General features: G+C 65.7%; 24 protein-coding genes. 1 reads left to right on the plus strand and 23 read right to left on the minus strand.

Annotated features, from left to right (window positions below; genetic code table 11):
- Nucleotides 1-46 precede the first annotated feature (46 nt).
- The 7 genes from KS03_RS26840 to KS03_RS26870 form a co-directional block, all read right to left on the minus strand.
- Nucleotides 47-1,507: a DUF6582 domain-containing protein gene (locus tag KS03_RS26840; protein WP_232252246.1), complete on the minus strand. Its 1,461-nt coding sequence runs from the start codon at nucleotides 1,505-1,507 to the stop codon at nucleotides 47-49.
- Between the two features lie 11 nt (nucleotides 1,508-1,518).
- Nucleotides 1,519-1,773 (minus strand): hypothetical protein, encoded by a 255-nt coding sequence (locus KS03_RS26845; RefSeq protein ID WP_017433413.1) that lies wholly within the window; start codon nucleotides 1,771-1,773, stop codon nucleotides 1,519-1,521.
- A gap of 50 nt (nucleotides 1,774-1,823) precedes the next feature.
- Nucleotides 1,824-2,033, minus strand: a complete 210-nt coding sequence (locus KS03_RS26850; RefSeq protein ID WP_017433414.1) for a hypothetical protein — start codon at nucleotides 2,031-2,033, stop codon at nucleotides 1,824-1,826.
- 57 nt (nucleotides 2,034-2,090) lie between these two features.
- A complete protein-coding gene (locus KS03_RS26855; RefSeq protein ID WP_015876037.1) occupies nucleotides 2,091-2,399 on the minus strand; it encodes a hypothetical protein in 309 nt (102 codons plus the stop codon).
- 65 nt (nucleotides 2,400-2,464) lie between these two features.
- Nucleotides 2,465-3,823: a phage portal protein gene (locus KS03_RS26860; protein WP_017433415.1), complete on the minus strand. Its 1,359-nt coding sequence runs from the start codon at nucleotides 3,821-3,823 to the stop codon at nucleotides 2,465-2,467.
- Nucleotides 3,824-3,833: 10 nt separating this feature from the next.
- Nucleotides 3,834-5,393, minus strand: coding sequence for a hypothetical protein (locus tag KS03_RS26865; protein WP_045678919.1), 1,560 nt, complete (start codon nucleotides 5,391-5,393; stop codon nucleotides 3,834-3,836).
- Nucleotides 5,299-5,826: a hypothetical protein gene (locus tag KS03_RS26870; protein ID WP_015876040.1), complete on the minus strand. Its 528-nt coding sequence runs from the start codon at nucleotides 5,824-5,826 to the stop codon at nucleotides 5,299-5,301. Before KS03_RS26870 ends, KS03_RS26865 begins: the two co-directional genes overlap by 95 nt.
- A 115-nt stretch (nucleotides 5,827-5,941) precedes the next feature.
- On the opposite strand from KS03_RS26870, the gene KS03_RS26875 reads away from it, so the two are divergent.
- Entirely contained in the window at nucleotides 5,942-6,235 is a 294-nt protein-coding gene (locus tag KS03_RS26875; protein ID WP_042967364.1) for a hypothetical protein, read from the plus strand.
- A gap of 113 nt (nucleotides 6,236-6,348) precedes the next feature.
- Here KS03_RS26875 and KS03_RS26880 read toward each other — a convergent pair whose 3' ends face one another.
- The 16 genes from KS03_RS26880 to KS03_RS26950 form a co-directional block, all read right to left on the minus strand.
- Entirely contained in the window at nucleotides 6,349-6,621 is a 273-nt protein-coding gene (locus KS03_RS26880) for a hypothetical protein (RefSeq protein WP_127913944.1), read from the minus strand.
- 472 nt (nucleotides 6,622-7,093) lie between these two features.
- On the minus strand, nucleotides 7,094-7,393 hold the full coding sequence (locus KS03_RS26885) for a phage capsid protein (protein ID WP_127913943.1): 300 nt from the start codon (nucleotides 7,391-7,393) through the stop codon (nucleotides 7,094-7,096).
- A complete protein-coding gene (locus KS03_RS26890) occupies nucleotides 7,386-7,655 on the minus strand; it encodes a hypothetical protein (RefSeq protein ID WP_017432495.1) in 270 nt (89 codons plus the stop codon). The genes KS03_RS26885 and KS03_RS26890 overlap by 8 nt, the downstream gene beginning before the upstream one ends.
- Before the next feature lie 147 nt (nucleotides 7,656-7,802).
- Nucleotides 7,803-8,267 carry a hypothetical protein gene (locus KS03_RS31815; protein ID WP_017432496.1) on the minus strand — a complete coding sequence of 155 codons (465 nt, stop codon included), beginning with the start codon at nucleotides 8,265-8,267 and terminating at the stop codon, nucleotides 7,803-7,805.
- A 41-nt stretch (nucleotides 8,268-8,308) separates the two neighbouring features.
- The gene (locus KS03_RS26895; RefSeq protein WP_015876042.1) at nucleotides 8,309-8,956 is read right to left on the minus strand and encodes a hypothetical protein; all 648 of its coding nucleotides are present in this window, start codon (nucleotides 8,954-8,956) and stop codon (nucleotides 8,309-8,311) included.
- A gap of 265 nt (nucleotides 8,957-9,221) precedes the next feature.
- Nucleotides 9,222-9,641, minus strand: a complete 420-nt coding sequence (locus tag KS03_RS26900; RefSeq protein ID WP_045678920.1) for a hypothetical protein — start codon at nucleotides 9,639-9,641, stop codon at nucleotides 9,222-9,224.
- Nucleotides 9,638-9,973, minus strand: coding sequence for a hypothetical protein (locus KS03_RS26905; RefSeq protein ID WP_015876044.1), 336 nt, complete (start codon nucleotides 9,971-9,973; stop codon nucleotides 9,638-9,640). Before KS03_RS26905 ends, KS03_RS26900 begins: the two co-directional genes overlap by 4 nt.
- On the minus strand, nucleotides 9,970-10,260 hold the full coding sequence (locus KS03_RS26910; protein ID WP_017432499.1) for a hypothetical protein: 291 nt from the start codon (nucleotides 10,258-10,260) through the stop codon (nucleotides 9,970-9,972). The genes KS03_RS26905 and KS03_RS26910 overlap by 4 nt, the downstream gene beginning before the upstream one ends.
- Nucleotides 10,260-10,628, minus strand: a complete 369-nt coding sequence (locus KS03_RS26915) for a hypothetical protein (protein WP_017432500.1) — start codon at nucleotides 10,626-10,628, stop codon at nucleotides 10,260-10,262. Before KS03_RS26915 ends, KS03_RS26910 begins: the two co-directional genes overlap by 1 nt.
- Nucleotides 10,625-11,164 (minus strand): RuvC family protein, encoded by a 540-nt coding sequence (locus tag KS03_RS26920; RefSeq protein WP_015876045.1) that lies wholly within the window; start codon nucleotides 11,162-11,164, stop codon nucleotides 10,625-10,627. The genes KS03_RS26915 and KS03_RS26920 overlap by 4 nt, the downstream gene beginning before the upstream one ends.
- Complete coding sequence (gene dnaB / locus KS03_RS26925; protein WP_015876046.1) at nucleotides 11,154-12,548, minus strand: replicative DNA helicase; 1,395 nt, start codon at nucleotides 12,546-12,548, stop codon at nucleotides 11,154-11,156. The genes KS03_RS26920 and dnaB overlap by 11 nt, the downstream gene beginning before the upstream one ends.
- A 5-nt stretch (nucleotides 12,549-12,553) precedes the next feature.
- Nucleotides 12,554-13,351, minus strand: coding sequence for a ParB/RepB/Spo0J family partition protein (locus KS03_RS26930; protein ID WP_015876047.1), 798 nt, complete (start codon nucleotides 13,349-13,351; stop codon nucleotides 12,554-12,556).
- A gap of 22 nt (nucleotides 13,352-13,373) precedes the next feature.
- Complete coding sequence (locus tag KS03_RS26935; protein WP_174484819.1) at nucleotides 13,374-14,348, minus strand: phosphoadenosine phosphosulfate reductase domain-containing protein; 975 nt, start codon at nucleotides 14,346-14,348, stop codon at nucleotides 13,374-13,376.
- Nucleotides 14,345-14,821 carry an XF1762 family protein gene (locus KS03_RS26940; RefSeq protein WP_017432501.1) on the minus strand — a complete coding sequence of 159 codons (477 nt, stop codon included), beginning with the start codon at nucleotides 14,819-14,821 and terminating at the stop codon, nucleotides 14,345-14,347. Before KS03_RS26940 ends, KS03_RS26935 begins: the two co-directional genes overlap by 4 nt.
- The gene (locus tag KS03_RS26945) at nucleotides 14,818-15,888 is read right to left on the minus strand and encodes a hypothetical protein (RefSeq protein WP_015876050.1); all 1,071 of its coding nucleotides are present in this window, start codon (nucleotides 15,886-15,888) and stop codon (nucleotides 14,818-14,820) included. Before KS03_RS26945 ends, KS03_RS26940 begins: the two co-directional genes overlap by 4 nt.
- On the minus strand, nucleotides 15,881-16,126 hold the full coding sequence (locus tag KS03_RS26950; protein WP_017432502.1) for a hypothetical protein: 246 nt from the start codon (nucleotides 16,124-16,126) through the stop codon (nucleotides 15,881-15,883). Before KS03_RS26950 ends, KS03_RS26945 begins: the two co-directional genes overlap by 8 nt.
- Between the last annotated feature and the right edge of the window lie 2 nt (nucleotides 16,127-16,128).

Here is a 16,128-nt window from a genome sequence, read left to right on the forward strand (position 1 = left end):
TTTTCCTGTAGCTGTAGGGGCTGGATTGAGGGCGAACGAGCCGCGCTTACTTGCGCAGCAAGCCGTCGGCGGCGATCTTCTGCTTCGCGGCGATGCGGGCGGTGATGCTCGTCACCCCGGCCGCCTTCAGCGTCGCGTCGATCTGCTCTTCGGTGATGCCCTCCTTCTTCTGCTCGTCCGTGAGCGTGAGACCGCCCTTGGCCAGCAGCGCGATCGTCTCCGACGAGATCGTGCGGCGCTGCGGTGCCTCGGCGCCCTTGAACGCCGCGGCCTTGAGATCGGTCAGTTGCGTGCCCAGCGCGGCGAGCGTGTCGGTGATGCCCTTGATCACCGGGTTCTCGGCGGTGAGGCCCGACGCGTCGGCCGGCTTCGCGCGCGCGGCTGCAGCCGCCGCAGCGGCCGCGAGTTCGGCCGGATCGCTCGAGGCGGAGAAGCCCCAGTCGTGGTCGCGGTAGATGTGCGGCAGGTGGCCGCCGGCCGCCTCGGCTTCCATGCTCGCCGCCATGTGGTGCAGCACCTTCACGTGCCCGCGCGCGCTGTGCAGGCCGATGCCGGCCGCTTCCATCGCGGCCGCGCAGTTGCGCAGCGCCGTCGCGTGCGGCGCGACGCGCTCGCGCATCGCGGCGTTCGCGTGCACGGCGGTTTCCGTCGAAGCCTTCAGCGCGGCGACCTGCGCGGTCACGTCGGTGATCTGCTTCGTGATCGGACCCAGCGCGCCGGCGAGCAGCGCTTCCATTTCTTCCTTGTTCATCTCGATATCCTGTTCGGCCTGAGCGGCCAGAGACGTTGACTGATAGGCGGCCTTGTCCTTGTAGAGGACGGCGGCCCCGGTGAACACGCAGCTCACGATCTGAAGCAGGTCACCCATCGGGCGAGTTTGAGCCCGGACTTCGTAGCTGAAGCCCAGGTCCTCTTTCTCTTCCTGAATGCGGGCGCATTCCTGCGGAAAGTCCGCGGCGTAGAAAAAGCCTTCGATCCGCACCTCGTCGCCGACGATCTCAGCGCTCGTGATGACCCCGATCTTCTGGGTGACGTCGTGGGCGCTTAGGTCGTCGGAGAAATCGACAGCCATGCCGAGCAGGCTCCCGAGAGCCTTCTCGGCAACATCCTTCGGCAGGTAGGTGCGCTTGCCGCCAGATCCACCCGGAGGCAGATCGGACGGCTGGTTGACGAACGTGAGCACGCCGGAGAACGGCATGCGGTTCGGGTGGTCGGTGACCTCGGGAACATTCAGCGACATGCCCCAGAGCGTCATCGCTGTAGCAGCGGCCAGCGCAGCAGCGCGGACCGCGTGCCAGCCGGTGGTGTCGATGCCGAGTTCCTTCGCGCGCCGCCGGATGTTGTCTCGCGCCTCACGGCGCTCGGTATCGCTCAGGCCTTGCGTGCGGTCGACCATGTCCCATGCGAGCCGCGTATGCGGCGCATCATGGATCGGCAACTTGCGCTTGCCCGGCACCGCGAACTGGTCGGCGGGGAGCTTGTCCCGTTCTTCTTTCGACAGCGACATCATCGGCTCCGTTACAGCGACTTGACGCGTTCCAGCAGCTCGAGCGCATCCTGAGCTGCGGGCGTGCGAGCAGCCTGGCCGGCTGCAAACTTCGCGCCGGCCAGCGCCACCACCACCGGGTGGAGCACCTGGTACGCCGCGTGATCGCCGTCCGTCAGCGCCTTTTCCGCGACCTTCTCCAGCGCCTGGTACAGGCTCGACGCCTTCTCGGGCTGTTTCGCCTCGGCGGCCGCGCCCTTCGCGGCATCGGAATTAGCTTTCGCCATGGAAGCTCCTATTGGCGCGCCCGGTCAGGCGCGCGTGTCGACGTGGTGGATCAGGTCAGCGCGGTGATCTGCGCGTTGATCGCGGTCAGGTTCGAGCCGGCCGGCAGGAAGTCGGCGATCGCGTTGAGCACCTGAATCGCGTCGGCGACCTTCTCGGCGGCGAAATTCAGCATGCCGGGCAGATCCTGGCCGTTGGCAGCGGCCGTCGAGGTTTCCGCCGTGAGCGGCGTGATGGCGAGGATGGAAGTACGGACGCCCATGGCGTTCTCCTGTGCGTGGAAGATGAAACGAAGGGGCGCGCACGAGGCGCGTGGGGGTTACGCGAAGATGGTGATGTCGACGGTGCCGGCGGCCAGGGTGTTCGCCGCCAGGCGCGGGTTCAGCACCACGCTGAAGCCAGTCTGGCTCTTGCTCGTCACGTAGGCGACGGCGTCCTGGTTCGGCGTGACCTGCACGCTGTACGTGGCCGGCAGCGCCAGACCGGTGATTGCGGTGGTCACAGCCGCACCTGCGCCCGAGCCGGCCGCGGTGGCGACAGCCGTGAGCAGCGCCACGGCGACGCGATCCGGCTGCGCCGGGGGATTGCTGCCGGGCAAGACTTCGACGGTATGGATGGGAAGGCCCATGAATGCTCCTGTGAGGGCGAACGCCCGAGGGGTTGCCTTGCGGCGGGGTGCAGGCGTTCGGCCTGCTACTCGATGTTGGTCAGCTCAGGATTGACCTGCTTGGCGCCCCGCGCCGCCTCGATGGCGATCTGGGCGTCGGCAAAGACCATGTCGCCGAACTTGCTCTTCAGCGGCGGCATGTTGCGGCGGGCGCGGTACTCGTTCGGGGTGATCGCGTTGCCCTTGTATTCGAGCGTGTAGATGTCGGCCGTGGCCTTCTCGTCCTCGCGGTCGAGGCCGCCGGGCGTCAGCTCGATCTGCGTGTGGCCGAGCAGCCCCCAGATCACCTCGCGATTGAGGTACGAGGCGATCGCGCGCGCCATCGGCTTGATGGACAGATCCCAGTCGCGGTCTTCGGCCACCTCACCGTTGTTCCGGTTGATGTTCTGCTCCACCCCGAGGTTCTGGGCGCTGATGCCGAAGGCCACCGCGATCTCGCGGATGACGAACTCCTGGTACTTCAGGTACAACGCCTCGTCGCTTGCGCCACGGAGATTCAGTACCTTCGCGTCCTTGCCGCCGATGATCGGCACCTGGCCCTGCCCTTCGATTTCGTTCCGCCAGTAGCCGCGGAAGGCTTCGATGGTTTCCTGCGAGGCCTCCTGCAGGAAGATCAGGTTCTCCGGGTGGGCGTTGGCCGCGATGTCGCCGGCGTACTCCGCCACGCCCAGCAGCCGATTGATCGACTCGAAGGCGATCTCCAGCATGCCGAAGGAGAACGGCGAATCGGTCGTCACCCGGTCCCGGATGTACACCAGCTCCCGGTTCAGCAGGTTGACGCCCTGCGCCACGCCGACATTCCCGTAGCCGTAGGTCTGGCAGTACCGGGGCTTCGCCTCGTCCCCGTCCCAGTCGGCGTAGATCTGGATCGAGAGCGCGTCGACCGGCCACATCCAGAGCGGACGCAGCTTGTCGCCGCCCAGCTCGGGCTCGATCGCGCCGGCGCCGCACACGCATAGGTCCTCGATCACCGCCTGCAGCAGCGTCGTGAACGTGTCCTGGTTGTTCGGGCTGAACAGGCAGGCGGACGTCACCTCGAGCTGGCGCTTGATCTCGCTGTTCTCGGCGACGTCCTTCTTCACCTTGACCGCCCATTCCAGCGAGGTGATCGAGCGCGTGTAGATCTGGATCGCGCGCGAGGCGTACGGGGTCTTCGAGAAGTACCGGAGGTTCGCCGGCACCGGCTTGATCAGCGGCCGGGCATCGCGCAAGCCCCATGAGCCGGTCTGCCGCAGGCGCGCGAATGCCGAGGTCCGCCGCTGCGGCTCGTGCTTCGGGCGCCCCACGCGCCCGGCGCGGATCGCCCGCACCGCGCCGGCGATCGCCCGCTTCATGCGCGTCCAGCGCGACGGCGGCGGTCGCTGATGCAGCTTCGTGTGATCCATGAGGGTTCCGTTAGAGAGAGCCGAACGCGAATCCACCGCTGCGCTCGGGAAGCGCATACACCGCGCTGTCGCCCCTGTCGGGCGAGCGGCCAATGCGCTTCTTGATTTCTTCCTTCGACTCGACCAGGATGCCGCGCGGTGCCTTCCGGTACCGGGGCGCGCACAGGTCGGCCGCCAAGGCGGGATCCGGCGGAATTGCCAGGTCCTCGCCGTTGATCGGGTCGAGCGCCTCGCGCATGCGCCACCAGAGCAAGGCGCGCAGGTTCACGAAGCCGAACTGGCCGCTCATGTCCAGCTCATCCGTGCGGGCCGCGCCGGAGATGCCCCAGATCTTGTCGCCGATCACCTGGTGGATGATGTCGAACGGGCTGGCGCCGACGCCGACCACGTCCAGGTTGACCAGCGTGCTCGGCTCGCGCAGGTTGAACACCTGCTGCGCGACGACGAAGCCGTCCGGCGTCGCGAGGCCCGGCTGGCACACCTGCTCGTCGAACCAGTTGCCGTACCGCGGCGTGTAGATCGACTGGTCCTGGCCACCGCGCGCGACGTCGACGCCGAGGGCGGTCATCGGGATGCGCGGCCGGGACCTGGCGCGCCACCGTTCCTGCGCCAGCCGCACCCACTCGCTCGGGATCACCTGCCACGGATCATCCTCGCGACCGGCGGCGAAGTCGCCGTACAGCATCTTCGAGCGCAGCGGCTCGGGCAGCGCCTGCAGCTTCGCCACGTAGCCGGACTGCGCGTAGAAGGGGTTGTCCGTCACGCGCGCCGGGATGAAGGTGCGCGTCAGCGGCCGGATGATGTCCACCGCGTCGACCGTCGTCGGGTCGAACTCGTAGACCAGCACCTGGTCGCCGTTCTCCTGCTCGGCGATGATGAACGGGCGCCCGTCAGCGCACTCGATCTGCCGGCCCGCGACCGAGGCGAAGTAGCGCAGCTCGCCGGGCGCGGCCGGATTCGGGTGCATCGGGTCGAGCCATGGCGCGAACCAGCGGATCAGCCAGTCGCCGGTTGCATCGGTCGGCGGGTTCGAGCAGAGCAGCACCTGGCAGAGCTGGTTCGGATCCTCGCTCCGGTTCCAGCCGGCGATGAACTCCACCTGCGACTCGAGGAAGTTGGCCGCCTCGTCGAATACCTTCAGGTCATGCGGCCGCCCCTGGTACTTCAGCTTGTCGTCCTCGTACTGGACGGAGCCGAACTCGATCAGGCGCTTCTTTCCGGCGAACTCGCACCGCCAGACGCCCTTCTGGTTGAAGGCGCCGTACTCGCTGTAGATCTCACGCGACCGATCGATCATCCCCGACAGTTGGGGGTACTCGCGGCGCAGGATCAGCGCCCGCTGGTGCTGGGTCAGCGCCTTGCCGAGCGCCAGGTCGGTCTTCCCGCCTCCAGCCGCGCCGCCGTACAGGATCACGTCCGCCCGGCAGGCGTAGGCCTGCGACTGCGGCCCGGGCAGCGGCTTCCAGCTCAGCCGGTTACGCGCCTTCAGCGTCTGGAGCAGTGCCAGCTTGTCGGCTGCGCTCCAGGTACGCCAGTTCGGCTTCGATGGCGGCGTCGAGGTCGGCTGCATCTGCTGGGTTCGGGGTGTCGAGGCCCCGAATCTTTCGGATGCCGCTGATGGCGAGGGATGCCGCCTCGGTGATCGTCTTGATGATCTTCGGGTCGGCCACATTCTTGACCGCGACTTCAAGCCGTACCAGGCAGGCGCGGTGCACGGCCAGCCCGCGCTCCATGTCCTGGATGTCGGCAGTCGCTGCGGTGGCGATCTGCTCGTGCGCGATCTGCGCACCCTCCTGCGAACTCCCCTGCGTACCGCCAGCCATGTGCGCATTGACCATGGCGCGCTTCGTGCCGCCCGGATCACGGCTCCAGCCAAGCTGCTTGGCCTTCTTGCGGATCATGGCTTCCGAGATACCGTGCGCACTCGCGATGGTGCGCACCGAATCCACGCCGGCTAGGTACGCACCCTCTATCGCGAGCCAGTCGACGCTCTTTACTGCCATCTCTTACTCCCTGACTTCCAAGGGTTTACCCATTATTGATTCGATGAGCGGAGCCGCTATCTTCGTAGTCGGCATTCGACAGGATGCCGCCCTTAACCACACTGAGAGACCAGCCATGCCGTATTTCACAGTCCGAGTCGTTTTGCACGACATCCCGAACAAGCATCACGCGACGTACGTCACACTCCATGAAGAGATGGAGAAAGGCGGATTCGAACGCGAGATCGTCGGCAAGAACGGCACCTATCAATTGCCCCCAGCGGAATACCTCTTCAATGGCACCTTGACCGCCGTCCAGGTCCAAGAAAAAGCCACCGCTATCGCAAACAAGGTACACGCCAAGAACGGGGTCCTCGTCACTCAGGCCGCTCCCAACGGCCATGCCTGGTGCGGGCTAGACACCGTCTAACCACCACGCCTCGCATATACCGTTCAAGCACGCGAAAAGAAAAAGCCCGCAACCGGTTTCCCGGTGCGGGCGAATCGTCGAGCGCGGGCCCGGCGAGAGGAGACCCGGTTCGATTAGTCCGGCGCTTCGGTGAAGGTGACGTAGTACTTCTTGCCGGGAACGAGCGCGTCAACCACGACGCCGTTCTGAATCGTCGCCTTGAACTCGGCCATCGGCGTCGCTTCGCCGAAGATCGCGTTTTCGCTCGCTGCCTGCTTCTCGGTCGATCCTTCCCAAACCGCGCCGAATCGGACGGTCGCACCTGCTCGCTTCGAGGTGTCCTGACCGGCATAGCGCACCGTGGTGATGTCGTGAAGTTGCAGCTTGCATCGCATTACAGTGGACATGGTGATACTCCTGAAAATCGCCGTACGGCGTTGACAGGCATTGGCGTTGCAGTCTTACAGCCTGAGATGAACGAGTCGAGGGAATCCGCAAACAGCACTGACGTTATTTCGCGTCCTAGCCTAAGAAGCGGCGGCACAACCTTTCGGCCGACTTGCAGTGCGGCGCACCCGTTGTCACCCTCCGCGGGCCGGGCGAAATGCGATGGTCGGTTGTGGCTGTCACCCTCATGTGTGGCCCCGCCGCGATCCACGCATCCAGGCAGCGCCTGGAAACTCCCGCCGAAGGGTCACACATGAGGGGGCCCGTATCGCAGGGCCAGTGTCCGAGCTATGGGTGTCTTGCGAGAAAGCTGACAAATCCCCATACCAGCCCGCAGACGAAGATCACCGCGCCAGTTGAGGCGAGCAAGCAGGGCAATCGCTTGGCCAGCGCCCTTTTCAGGGAAAGCGCTCGTGTGTGCATCGATTCACCTCAATCTTGGCTTCGCTCCTCCTCGAGCTTGGCCTGCGTCATGCCGGTGATGGAGACGATACGGCCGCCGGGCACGGCGCGATTCGCGGCCACGTCGGCCGCCAGGACGTCGCGAGCCCACGCCAGCGCCTTGCAGGCGTGCTGCCGGCAGCTGGACGCGTTCTTGAACTCGAAGCCGTCGACCGTGATCTCGACGCCGTCCTTCCCCATCTCGATCGTCACCCGGCCGACCGCAGTCAGGTCCGAGTAGTCGAGATCCCGGCCTTGTAGGGCGAAGCCGTGCGGCACGGGATCAGCCACGGCGGCGACGGCGGCCGGTGGCCACCAGCAGGCTGACGATCGACAGCGCGGCCAGGCCACCGGCGACGAACTTCATCACCTTCAGCTCGGCGGCCTGGTCGTCCAGACGCTGGGCGGCGTCGCCGAAGTTCTGGTTCAGTTGCTGGGCGGTCAGCACCTGGCCGCTCTTGAACTGGACCATTTCGGCGCGAGCGGCGCCGGCGCCGAGCGACGCGGCGGCCACCACGACGGCGGCCGCGATCATGCGGTAGCGAGCATTCATCAGACGTTCCTTGGGACGGTTCGGAGGGTTCGGCCCGCGCCGTCCCGGAAACGAAAAAGCCCCGCTCGACATAGTCGGCGGGGCTTTGGACACAACGCGTGCAGAATGACAACAAGTATACGTCTCTGTAACAGCGCGGTCAAACCATTACAGCGTGACGGTGAATTCGTCTGCTTTCCTGCGGCGCCATTGGTCGGCAGAGCTTTTCAGTTCGTCAATCACTGCTTGAACAGTCGCATGGTCGCCAGGGGTGGTTTTGCCATCCCAAAACCTATTCAGGCCGAGCGAGAGGAAAAGCCCGCTACCCGTTGCTCTTGCGTGAATCGGAATATCCACTCGCACCTTGCCCAAAACAATTTGAACATTGCATTTGATAGAGGGACCCTCCCTAACCGGCATGCTCGAAGCTTCGGAATCAGATGCGTTCCCGTAAACTGCGAGATCATCCTCTCCCCACAAAATGACCATTCCGCCGGCGTTAAGCTTAAGCTCAATTCCAGCTTTTAGTTGGTCAATAATCTTGCGAAGCTCTTCGACCTCAATATCGTATCTACCCTGCGCCACATCGAATTTGTGGAGCAGCTCTGCATGGGAAACTTGCTCTTGGGCCATCTGCGCGATTCTCCTCAAAAAAATAATCCGCCGCAGCAGGATTATGCATGAGACTGTTGCTGCCCGATAAGCCCCGTAGCTTCGAAATATGGTGTGAGAATACCAGCGGCCCGATTCTCCACTTCTCGAATTCGAGCTTCAATCTTGTCGAACGCTCGCTTGTAAGTCATGTGGTTCGCACCGAATGACTTCGCGAGATCACGAAAACTGATTTCAACTCGCGCGTGGTTGGCATACCGGCGCGCAAGCATGCAGTCGAGCGCGAGCGTCGAAATCCCATCGAACGACGGCGCCAGCCATCCAGACAAACTCCGGATCGCCTCCGCCCGCTCCCGCAGGAAGAAGAACCTCTTCGTGCCCTCAGGCGTACGCTCGTCGCCCAGTTGCCCATAGCGTGCCAGCACGGCCCAGCGCTCGATGTCCGGCAGCTTCGTGCGCACTGCGCTTACGACAACTGCGCACTGCGCGCGGACGTCGTCCATCCCAAGGCCGGCGAAGTTCACTGTCGATTCGACGACATCGCCGATGAGTTGGTTGAGCCAGATGCGCTGGCGCGCGGTAAGTGTCGGCTGCATCTCCATGATCTGGATCAGGGCCAGGCGGAAGGTGTTCTTCTCCCGGACCGGCTGCGCCATCACGAGGAAGGAGACGTGCAGTGCTTGCGAGGTCGATTGGAAGACGGCGTCCATGGTCATTGCGATCCAGTTTCAGTTACGGGGGGGTCTTTCTGCAGGTGATACAGGGCGCACCGGCGGCTGTCGGCCACCGACTTCGCCGGCCGGCGGACGCGGACGTCGCAGGCGACCTCAGGACCGCCAAGCGGCGAGCCGATCAGGTGCTTGCAGCCGGCGCACGTCCGCGTCGCGGCCCGACGGTCCGCCTCCTGCCGGCGCGCGCAGACTTCGGCCGGGTCCCGGAACGTCCAGCGCTCGCCCTCGTCCTTCCGACGTGTCTTCAATCCCACTCGACACCTCGCTGGGCGGCCCACGCTTGCGCGCGCGTGATGAGGTCCGAGTACTCGCCGATCGTGATCTTCCCGCGGGCGGTCGACCGGCGCTGGCGGCGGATCTTGCCGCTCTCGCTCGCGGTCTCGGTCATGCCGAGGAACTCGAGCACCAGGTACTCGTGCCAGTAGGTGACATCGCGCAGGCAGCCGTCCTCGTCGGCTATGTGCTCGGCGATCTGCGGGAGCACCACGCTGTGCCAGTACGCGCGCTGGCTGTCCAGCGCGTCGTGCTCGGGGCTGGTGATGATCACCACCAGCGGCGTGCCGCGATCGATGTACGCCTTGGCGTGCGCGCGAACCACCTCCACGATCGCTTTCCAGACCATCGGCGTCCGCAGGGAGAACGCCCGAAACACTCGCTCGCTCATTGCTTGCCCACCTCCAGGAGGCCGCGCTCCATCAGCGCGATGTAGGTCAGTGCCACCATCTCGATCTCGAATAGCCGCCGTTCGGATTTCGTCATCACGCCGCCCTGGTCGAGCATCGCGTGGCAACCGCGGATGCCCGGACGGTCGCAGCACAAGGCTGCGATCGCCGCGTCGCTCGCCTTCAGCGCGCCGCCCTTGCCAAGGTTCATGTGCGCGGCCTGCGTGTACCGCTCGACGCCGCAGTTCATGCAGGGGAGCGTCACCACCAGGCGCCGCAGATCCTCCGACCGGAAGGTGAGCACTTTCGGGAATCCAATCAGGCGCGCCGTCACGTCCCCTCCCCGCGCGCGGCCGCGCACCGTTGGCAAACAGCAAATTCGCCGCGCTCGTGCAGCGCCGCATTCCCGACTTCGAACCGCGTGTGCCCGCAGGCGGTGGCCACCGGGGTGATGAGCTGCGGCACGCCGTCGATCGACACCGGGCGCGCCGCCTCACGGCGAAACCAGTGCGCACGTCGGCCGAAGGCGAGGAGCACCGCATACCCCTCAGTCCAATGCGCCGGCACGGATGCGCCCGGATGGGTATCGGGCAGCGGGCCGTCGATGAACAGTCGCTCCATCAGGCGTCCGCGCCTCCACCCGCATCCATGTCCTGCCGATAAACACGTCCGATGACGGTCTGCAATGGAGCAACGGCGCCTGCGGCGACGGCAAACGGGCTTGACACCAGCATTCGCCAGTGCGGATCTCGCGGCGCGGCGGGAGAGAGTTCAGGGACGCCGGCGGTGTACAGGGCCCAGACCGAGGCTTGCGGCCCTTTGGTCTTTCGGCTCTGGACGACGCGCACCTCGTCGCAATGACGGGTCAGCGCGTCATGAACAGTCGTCAGCGGAATGCCGCTCGCCACGCTGATATCGCGCACGGACATGCCGTCGCTGCCCAGAAGCACCACTCGGATGCGGTTCCACGACGCGTCATGGCAGCTCATTGGATGCCCTCCATCGACATGCCGAGGTGCATGATGGCCAGCGCGTCGGCCGTGTCGTCTTCCTCGGCCCCCACCCGGAAACCGCGCCGACGAGCCTCGTCGATCATGGCCTCCTTGCTCGCCTTGCCGTTGCCGGTCCAGGCCTTCTTCACGGTCCCGACCGACACCGCGACCAGGCGAACGCGCTGGACATCGCACCACGCCTCCAGGTGCGCGAGGAACCCGCCGTACACGTGTGCGGCGATCGTGTTCGGATGATCCTTCGTGCCGTGGGCCATGACGTGCTCGTAGTAGATCGCGTGGATCTCGCCGGCCGCGGCAAAGTGATTGCCGAGCATGGCGCGGAACTTCAGCCACCGTTGCCCGGGCCCGTCGGTCCGCTTCGCGGAGAAGTTCTTCGTCCCGTAGGTCAGGACGCCGCCTTTCGAAAGCGCCCAGCCGCACTGCGTGCCGAGGTCGAGCGCCAGCAGGTTCAGACCGCCCAGCGCCGGCGGCGCCTCCGCGACGTCGAACTCGGTGGTGATGTCAGTCGTCATTGAAGCCTCGCGATTTAACAGGCGCCGAGCGCGGTTGCGGGTAGTAGCCCATGGCGAGGTCGCCGAACTTCGCCTGCTCATGGATGAATGCGAGATAGGCCGTGCCGAGTGCGCCGTTGCGTTGCTTCGCGATGATTGCCTCGGCGGTACCGGCTTCTGGCGAGTCCTCGTGATAGACCTCGTCCCGGTACAGGAAGATGATCGTGTCGGCGTCCTGCTCGATTGCGCCGGAGTCGCGCAGGTCGGCCATGATCGGGCGCTTATTCGGCCGCTGCTCGAGCTGCCGGTTCAGTTGGGACAGCGCGATGACGGGCACGTCGAGCTGCTTCGCGAGCATCTTCAGGCCGCCGGAATAGCTGGCGATCCGAAGGTCGTGCCGCTCGTCCGTGCCGCCAGTCATGAGCTGCAGGTAATCCACGACGATCAACTTTAGGCCGTGCTTCCGCTTGACGGAGCGCGCGCGGCTCGCGATCTCGGCCATCGTCAGGCCGGGCGTCTCGTCGATCATCAGTGGCAGCTCGGACAGATAGCTGACGACGTTGGTCAGCTTCGGCCAGTCGGCGTCCGTCATGTGAGAGCCGTTACGGACGCTCCGCAGTTGGATGCTTCCCTGCCGCGCGATCGCGCGCTGCGTAAGCTGCGTGCCAGGCATCTCCAATGAGAAGATCAGCGCGGTGCCCTGGGTCTGCGCAACGTATTCGGCAATGCCCTGCGCCATCGCGGTCTTACCCATCGAAGGCCGCGCAGCGACGACGATCAGATCACCACCGCGCACGCCGCCGCCCAGCTTGAAGTCGAGCTCACGGTAACCCGTCGCCGTAGCGAGCGGCGCGTTCCCGTGATGCTCCTGATCCATCTGCGTGACCACGGGGCTCAGGAAGGTGCCGATGAATTTCGGCCCGTCTGTGCGCCCTTCCGAAAGTGGCTCGAACTGCGATTGCGCAAAGGCTGTCAGCTCGTCAGCCGTCCGACCGTTCCGGTTTTGAACCTCGGCGCTCACTTTGTCTGCGGCCGCCATGATGTACCGCAGCTTCGCGCGCTCCACAACGATCTCGGCATAGCGCGCCATGTTGGCGGAGCCGGGCGTGCTCTGAACAATCGAGTTGAGGTAAGGCAGGCCGCCGGTCTTCTCGACATGGCCATGCGCTTGCAGCCATTCGTAGACCGTCACGGCGTCAGCGGAACGGCCGACGGCAATCAGCTTGGTGGCGCCCTCGAAGATGATCCGGTGCTCGTAGCGGAAGAAGTGTTCCTGTTGCAGGGCGCCAATGCGGTCGATCGAGTCGTTGTCGATCATCAGCGCACCGAGGACCGATTGCTCGGCCTCGATGCTGTGCGGCACATCGATCGCCCCGTCGCCGAAATAGTTTTCGACAGCGTTCATGGCGGTCAATCCTGGCCCAGAACCCAACGCAGCGTGGCAGCGCACTCGCTGTCCGCAGGCTCCCCCGCCAGCTTCGCCTCGATCGTCGCGCGTGAGCGCATCCGGGGCGCGCCGCCGTCGATCACGGCCCGCTGCGCGGCCGCCTTGGCGCGGCCCTTGACGCCAGAACCAGCCGCGATAAGCGCCCTCACCTTCTCGCGCTGCTCGGCGGGTGACAACTTGGCCAGTGCCTTCGCGTGCGTCAGGTTGATCTGCTCGGCCTCGATGGCCTTCTGCACGTCGGCGCAGCATTCGAGCAGGCTGAGGGAGGCTCGCACGGTCTGCACGGTGCAGCCGAAGATCGTCGCCACATCATCTTCCGAGCGGTAGGCCAGCTGGCGTGCCATTTTTTCGGCGCGAGAAATCGGCGTCTCCTGCTGGCGGATCGCGTTCTCGCTGGCCGTCGCTGCCGAAAGCACCTTGTCGCGCTCCTCGCGACCAAGCCGACGCACGAAGCCTTGGATCAGCCGCGGCGGGTCGCCACGATCCCGGCGCCGGCGGTTCGCCTCACGGCAGTTTTTGACCCGCTGCCGGCCGGTCACGACCTCGATTTCCCCGGTCTCCGGGTTCTTCGTCACCTCGATGGGCTGGAGGACGCCCTGGAAGTCGATGTTGCGCACCATGGCCTCGTCGAGCGGAAGGTGCACGCGCGAGTCGTACAGCGGGTGGGCCTCGTCCACGACGAGCGTCAGGTCATCTGGATCGAAGTCGAGCAGGTTGCCCTTCCCCTTCGCGCCGTATGCATCGATCGAATTCTTTGCCATTTACCTCTCCTTCTCAGTTGGATCACTCACACAAACCGTAGGCAGACGAGCAGGCCGTGGCCGGCTCCGCGTCCGCGAGTAAGTCGTATTGCCGGCCGCCGCGCGTGGTCTTCGACCATTCGACAACCTGAAGCACCGTCGTGGCCTGCCCCATGTGCCCCGTGGTGCCCATGTGAAAGAACGAAACCGGGCTGAGAGGCCGGCATACCTCCGAAACGAGGCGCTCCCACGCTGCGACGCGCTCAACGTGCTCGGGGAAGCGGCGCGCGATCTCCCGGATCTCCGCTTTCTGCGCGTTGATGCAGGGCATGCAGCCGACGCGCGACATGCCCTCGCGATACAGCGGGTTCGGCTCGATGCCGGCGGCCGCGTGCGCCTCGAACACGTTGGCGACGTTCCAGCGCAGGATCGGACGGAGCACGGCGTAGTGACCACCGCGCCATTCGTAGTGCGGCAGCCACCTGCGTGCCTCGCTCTCGTCGGCGCGCACGCCTTGCCACGATTCGACGAAATAGCCGTCATCGATCAACCCGATCGCGTATTCGGTGAGCGGGTTGCGCTTCAGGTACTCGGTGCAGAACTGCCGCTTGCGCGACGGGAACCCGCCGCGTACAAGGCAGAGGTCCAGGAATGGATTACCCGTCGGATGCAACAGCTCCAATGCGCGCGCAGCCGCCTCGGGCGTCCAGGCGTACATGAACTCGCGCTTGCCGTAGACCGCCGACTCGGGCTCGCCGGCGGCGAGCCGCGCCAGGTTCGCGCGCTTCGTCGCGAACTCGTCCGCAAAATCGGCCCGCACCACGTCGACGGTGATGCCGAGCGCGCCGGGCAGGTAATCAAGCGCGTAGGCGTAGGTGGCCTCGTGCTCGTTGCCGGTGTCCGCGAACACGGCGCGCACGTTCGCGCTGCCGTGCAGCTCGAGCGCGACGAGCAGCGTCGCGGTGCTGTCCTTGCCGCCCGACAGCGACACCACGTGCAGGGTCTGGCGATCGGTCACGATGCCTCCCACAGCAGCTTCTGCCCGCGCAGGTGCGCAGCCGTATCGATACGCGGCCGTGCGGGCGTGTTCCAATTACCGCCGCCGCGGGCGCCAACGAGCCGCCAGCCGGCGCCCCGCAAACTGGCGCCGCCTTCGGCCGGCAGCGTGTACGTGATGAGGCGGCGGTAGCCAAGCGCGCGGGCCGCGCGCCAGGCCGCGCCGTAGAGCGCCGAGCATGCATTGCGCGTGCCGTCGGTGCAGCAGCGCGTCACCTCGAGCGTCAGCCCGTCGTCGTTCCCGCGCGCAACAGGGCGCCCAACGATCACCAGGCCGCAGACGCAAGGCTCCTGCGCGGCAATCGAATCGAGCGACAGCGGATCGACGACGGCGATGCTGAACTTGTGGCCGATCACCGGCCGGTGGTGTCGGTGATGGGTGGCGACGAAGGCGTTTGCCTCGTCGAACGATATCGGTGCGATGACCAGGCTCACGAGGCCTCCCGGTGGTATTTGTCCTCGAGGCACTTCGTGAAGCCGTCGGGCGAGATCAGGAAATCGATGTCGGCGAGGAACGGCGGCTGCCCGGGCCTGGGCTTGGCTTTCCCGGTCAGGAAGTCCGAATCGGCGCAAACGCGGAAGAACCGGCACCAGGCCTGCATGCCCGCCTCGACGGTCGAGTAGCCGAACGGCTTGCAGGTGAGCGTGGCGGCCTCGCGCCAGCGCGCGGCGATCGCCCGGCGCCGCTTGGCGTTGAGCAGCCGCACCCTGGGATTCAGCGGCATCAGCTCGTGATACGCCTCGACGATCCGCTCGACGGGGCACGGCAGTTCCGCCGGCTTGCGACGTGCCCCCTTGCCGCCAGCGTCAGCGTCGCTGTCGCCATCGCCGAGCAGATCCCTGTTGGGGCCATCAGGTTCGGCAGCACCGGCCGGTCCGGCTGGCTCGGCAGCGACCGGGGTGGCCGGCGTCGCGTCAGCGGCGCTGGGCACAGGGGCGTTAGCCCCCGTCTTTTTCTCCTGCTCCTGCTCCTGCTCCTGATTCCCGATAGCCTTCGGGGAAGGCTTTCCGGAAGGCTTAGGCGATGGCTTGTCGAAAGTCTCATGGAAAGCCTTGGCGAAAGCCTCTCCACGCCCGCAGATATTGGCTCTCAGCGATTCGTATGCCTCGCGTTTCAAGTCGCATTCGGGGATCAACTCCCACTCCGAGCCCCACGACTTCACCACGTTCGGCGACTCGGGCAGGTTGCAGGCGATGGCCTTCGGGATCCACACGACCTTGGCTTTCCAGTCGGCTTTCGCCATGCCTTGCTGAAAGACTTCCCGGAAGGCTTCGTCGAAGGCTTCCTGATCCCAGTCCAGCTCTTCAGCCATCGCCGCGCGGCCGCTCCGAAAAATGCCGGGGATCGGGCCGGTGTGAGGCCCGGTCAGCAGGTAGACCCAGAGGCCCGCGCCGCACGGCGGAATCGGTGTCAGCTCGCGGAATTTCTCGTCGCCCCACATGCGCACCTGGATTTTCCGGAACCGCGCCTTTTTCTCGTCGGGCTTGGTCGGTTCACTCATGACTTTGATTCCTGACTTCCATGCTGAAGGCGCGCAGCAGCGCCAGCGCGTCGCCGGCATACCAGCGCGCGACAGGCAGCGATTCAGCGTCGCAAATTCGGTGGAGCAGCTCCGATATATCGGCGAGCTGCGGGTGGTCGATCGGATACGCGGACCGCGTGCGCGCGAGCCGCTCGCTGCGCGCCGCGAGCTCGCGGTCGGTCGTCGACTCGGGGAGTGGTGCGGGCCGGCGTTTCATGG

Source organism: Burkholderia glumae LMG 2196 = ATCC 33617 (genome assembly GCF_000960995.1).
Lineage (GTDB): Bacteria > Pseudomonadota > Gammaproteobacteria > Burkholderiales > Burkholderiaceae > Burkholderia > Burkholderia glumae.

Coding starts and splice junctions, on each gene's coding strand:
- KS03_RS26840 (WP_232252246.1), bottom strand. CDS start 1,507: ATGTCGCTGTCGAAAGAAGAACGGGACAAGCTCCCCGCCGACCAGTTC.
- KS03_RS26845 (WP_017433413.1), bottom strand. CDS start 1,773: ATGGCGAAAGCTAATTCCGATGCCGCGAAGGGCGCGGCCGCCGAGGCG.
- KS03_RS26850 (WP_017433414.1), bottom strand. CDS start 2,033: ATGGGCGTCCGTACTTCCATCCTCGCCATCACGCCGCTCACGGCGGAA.
- KS03_RS26855 (WP_015876037.1), bottom strand. CDS start 2,399: ATGGGCCTTCCCATCCATACCGTCGAAGTCTTGCCCGGCAGCAATCCC.
- KS03_RS26860 (WP_017433415.1), bottom strand. CDS start 3,823: ATGGATCACACGAAGCTGCATCAGCGACCGCCGCCGTCGCGCTGGACG.
- KS03_RS26865 (WP_045678919.1), bottom strand. CDS start 5,393: ATGCAGCCGACCTCGACGCCGCCATCGAAGCCGAACTGGCGTACCTGG.
- KS03_RS26870 (WP_015876040.1), bottom strand. CDS start 5,826: ATGGCAGTAAAGAGCGTCGACTGGCTCGCGATAGAGGGTGCGTACCTA.
- KS03_RS26875 (WP_042967364.1), top strand. CDS start 5,942: ATGCCGTATTTCACAGTCCGAGTCGTTTTGCACGACATCCCGAACAAG.
- KS03_RS26880 (WP_127913944.1), bottom strand. CDS start 6,621: ATGTCCACTGTAATGCGATGCAAGCTGCAACTTCACGACATCACCACG.
- KS03_RS26890 (WP_017432495.1), bottom strand. CDS start 7,655: ATGAATGCTCGCTACCGCATGATCGCGGCCGCCGTCGTGGTGGCCGCC.
- KS03_RS31815 (WP_017432496.1), bottom strand. CDS start 8,267: ATGGCCCAAGAGCAAGTTTCCCATGCAGAGCTGCTCCACAAATTCGAT.
- KS03_RS26895 (WP_015876042.1), bottom strand. CDS start 8,956: ATGGACGCCGTCTTCCAATCGACCTCGCAAGCACTGCACGTCTCCTTC.
- KS03_RS26900 (WP_045678920.1), bottom strand. CDS start 9,641: ATGAGCGAGCGAGTGTTTCGGGCGTTCTCCCTGCGGACGCCGATGGTC.
- KS03_RS26910 (WP_017432499.1), bottom strand. CDS start 10,260: ATGGAGCGACTGTTCATCGACGGCCCGCTGCCCGATACCCATCCGGGC.
- KS03_RS26915 (WP_017432500.1), bottom strand. CDS start 10,628: ATGAGCTGCCATGACGCGTCGTGGAACCGCATCCGAGTGGTGCTTCTG.
- KS03_RS26920 (WP_015876045.1), bottom strand. CDS start 11,164: ATGACGACTGACATCACCACCGAGTTCGACGTCGCGGAGGCGCCGCCG.
- dnaB (WP_015876046.1), bottom strand. CDS start 12,548: ATGAACGCTGTCGAAAACTATTTCGGCGACGGGGCGATCGATGTGCCG.
- KS03_RS26930 (WP_015876047.1), bottom strand. CDS start 13,351: ATGGCAAAGAATTCGATCGATGCATACGGCGCGAAGGGGAAGGGCAAC.
- KS03_RS26945 (WP_015876050.1), bottom strand. CDS start 15,888: ATGAGTGAACCGACCAAGCCCGACGAGAAAAAGGCGCGGTTCCGGAAA.
- KS03_RS26950 (WP_017432502.1), bottom strand. CDS start 16,126: ATGAAACGCCGGCCCGCACCACTCCCCGAGTCGACGACCGACCGCGAG.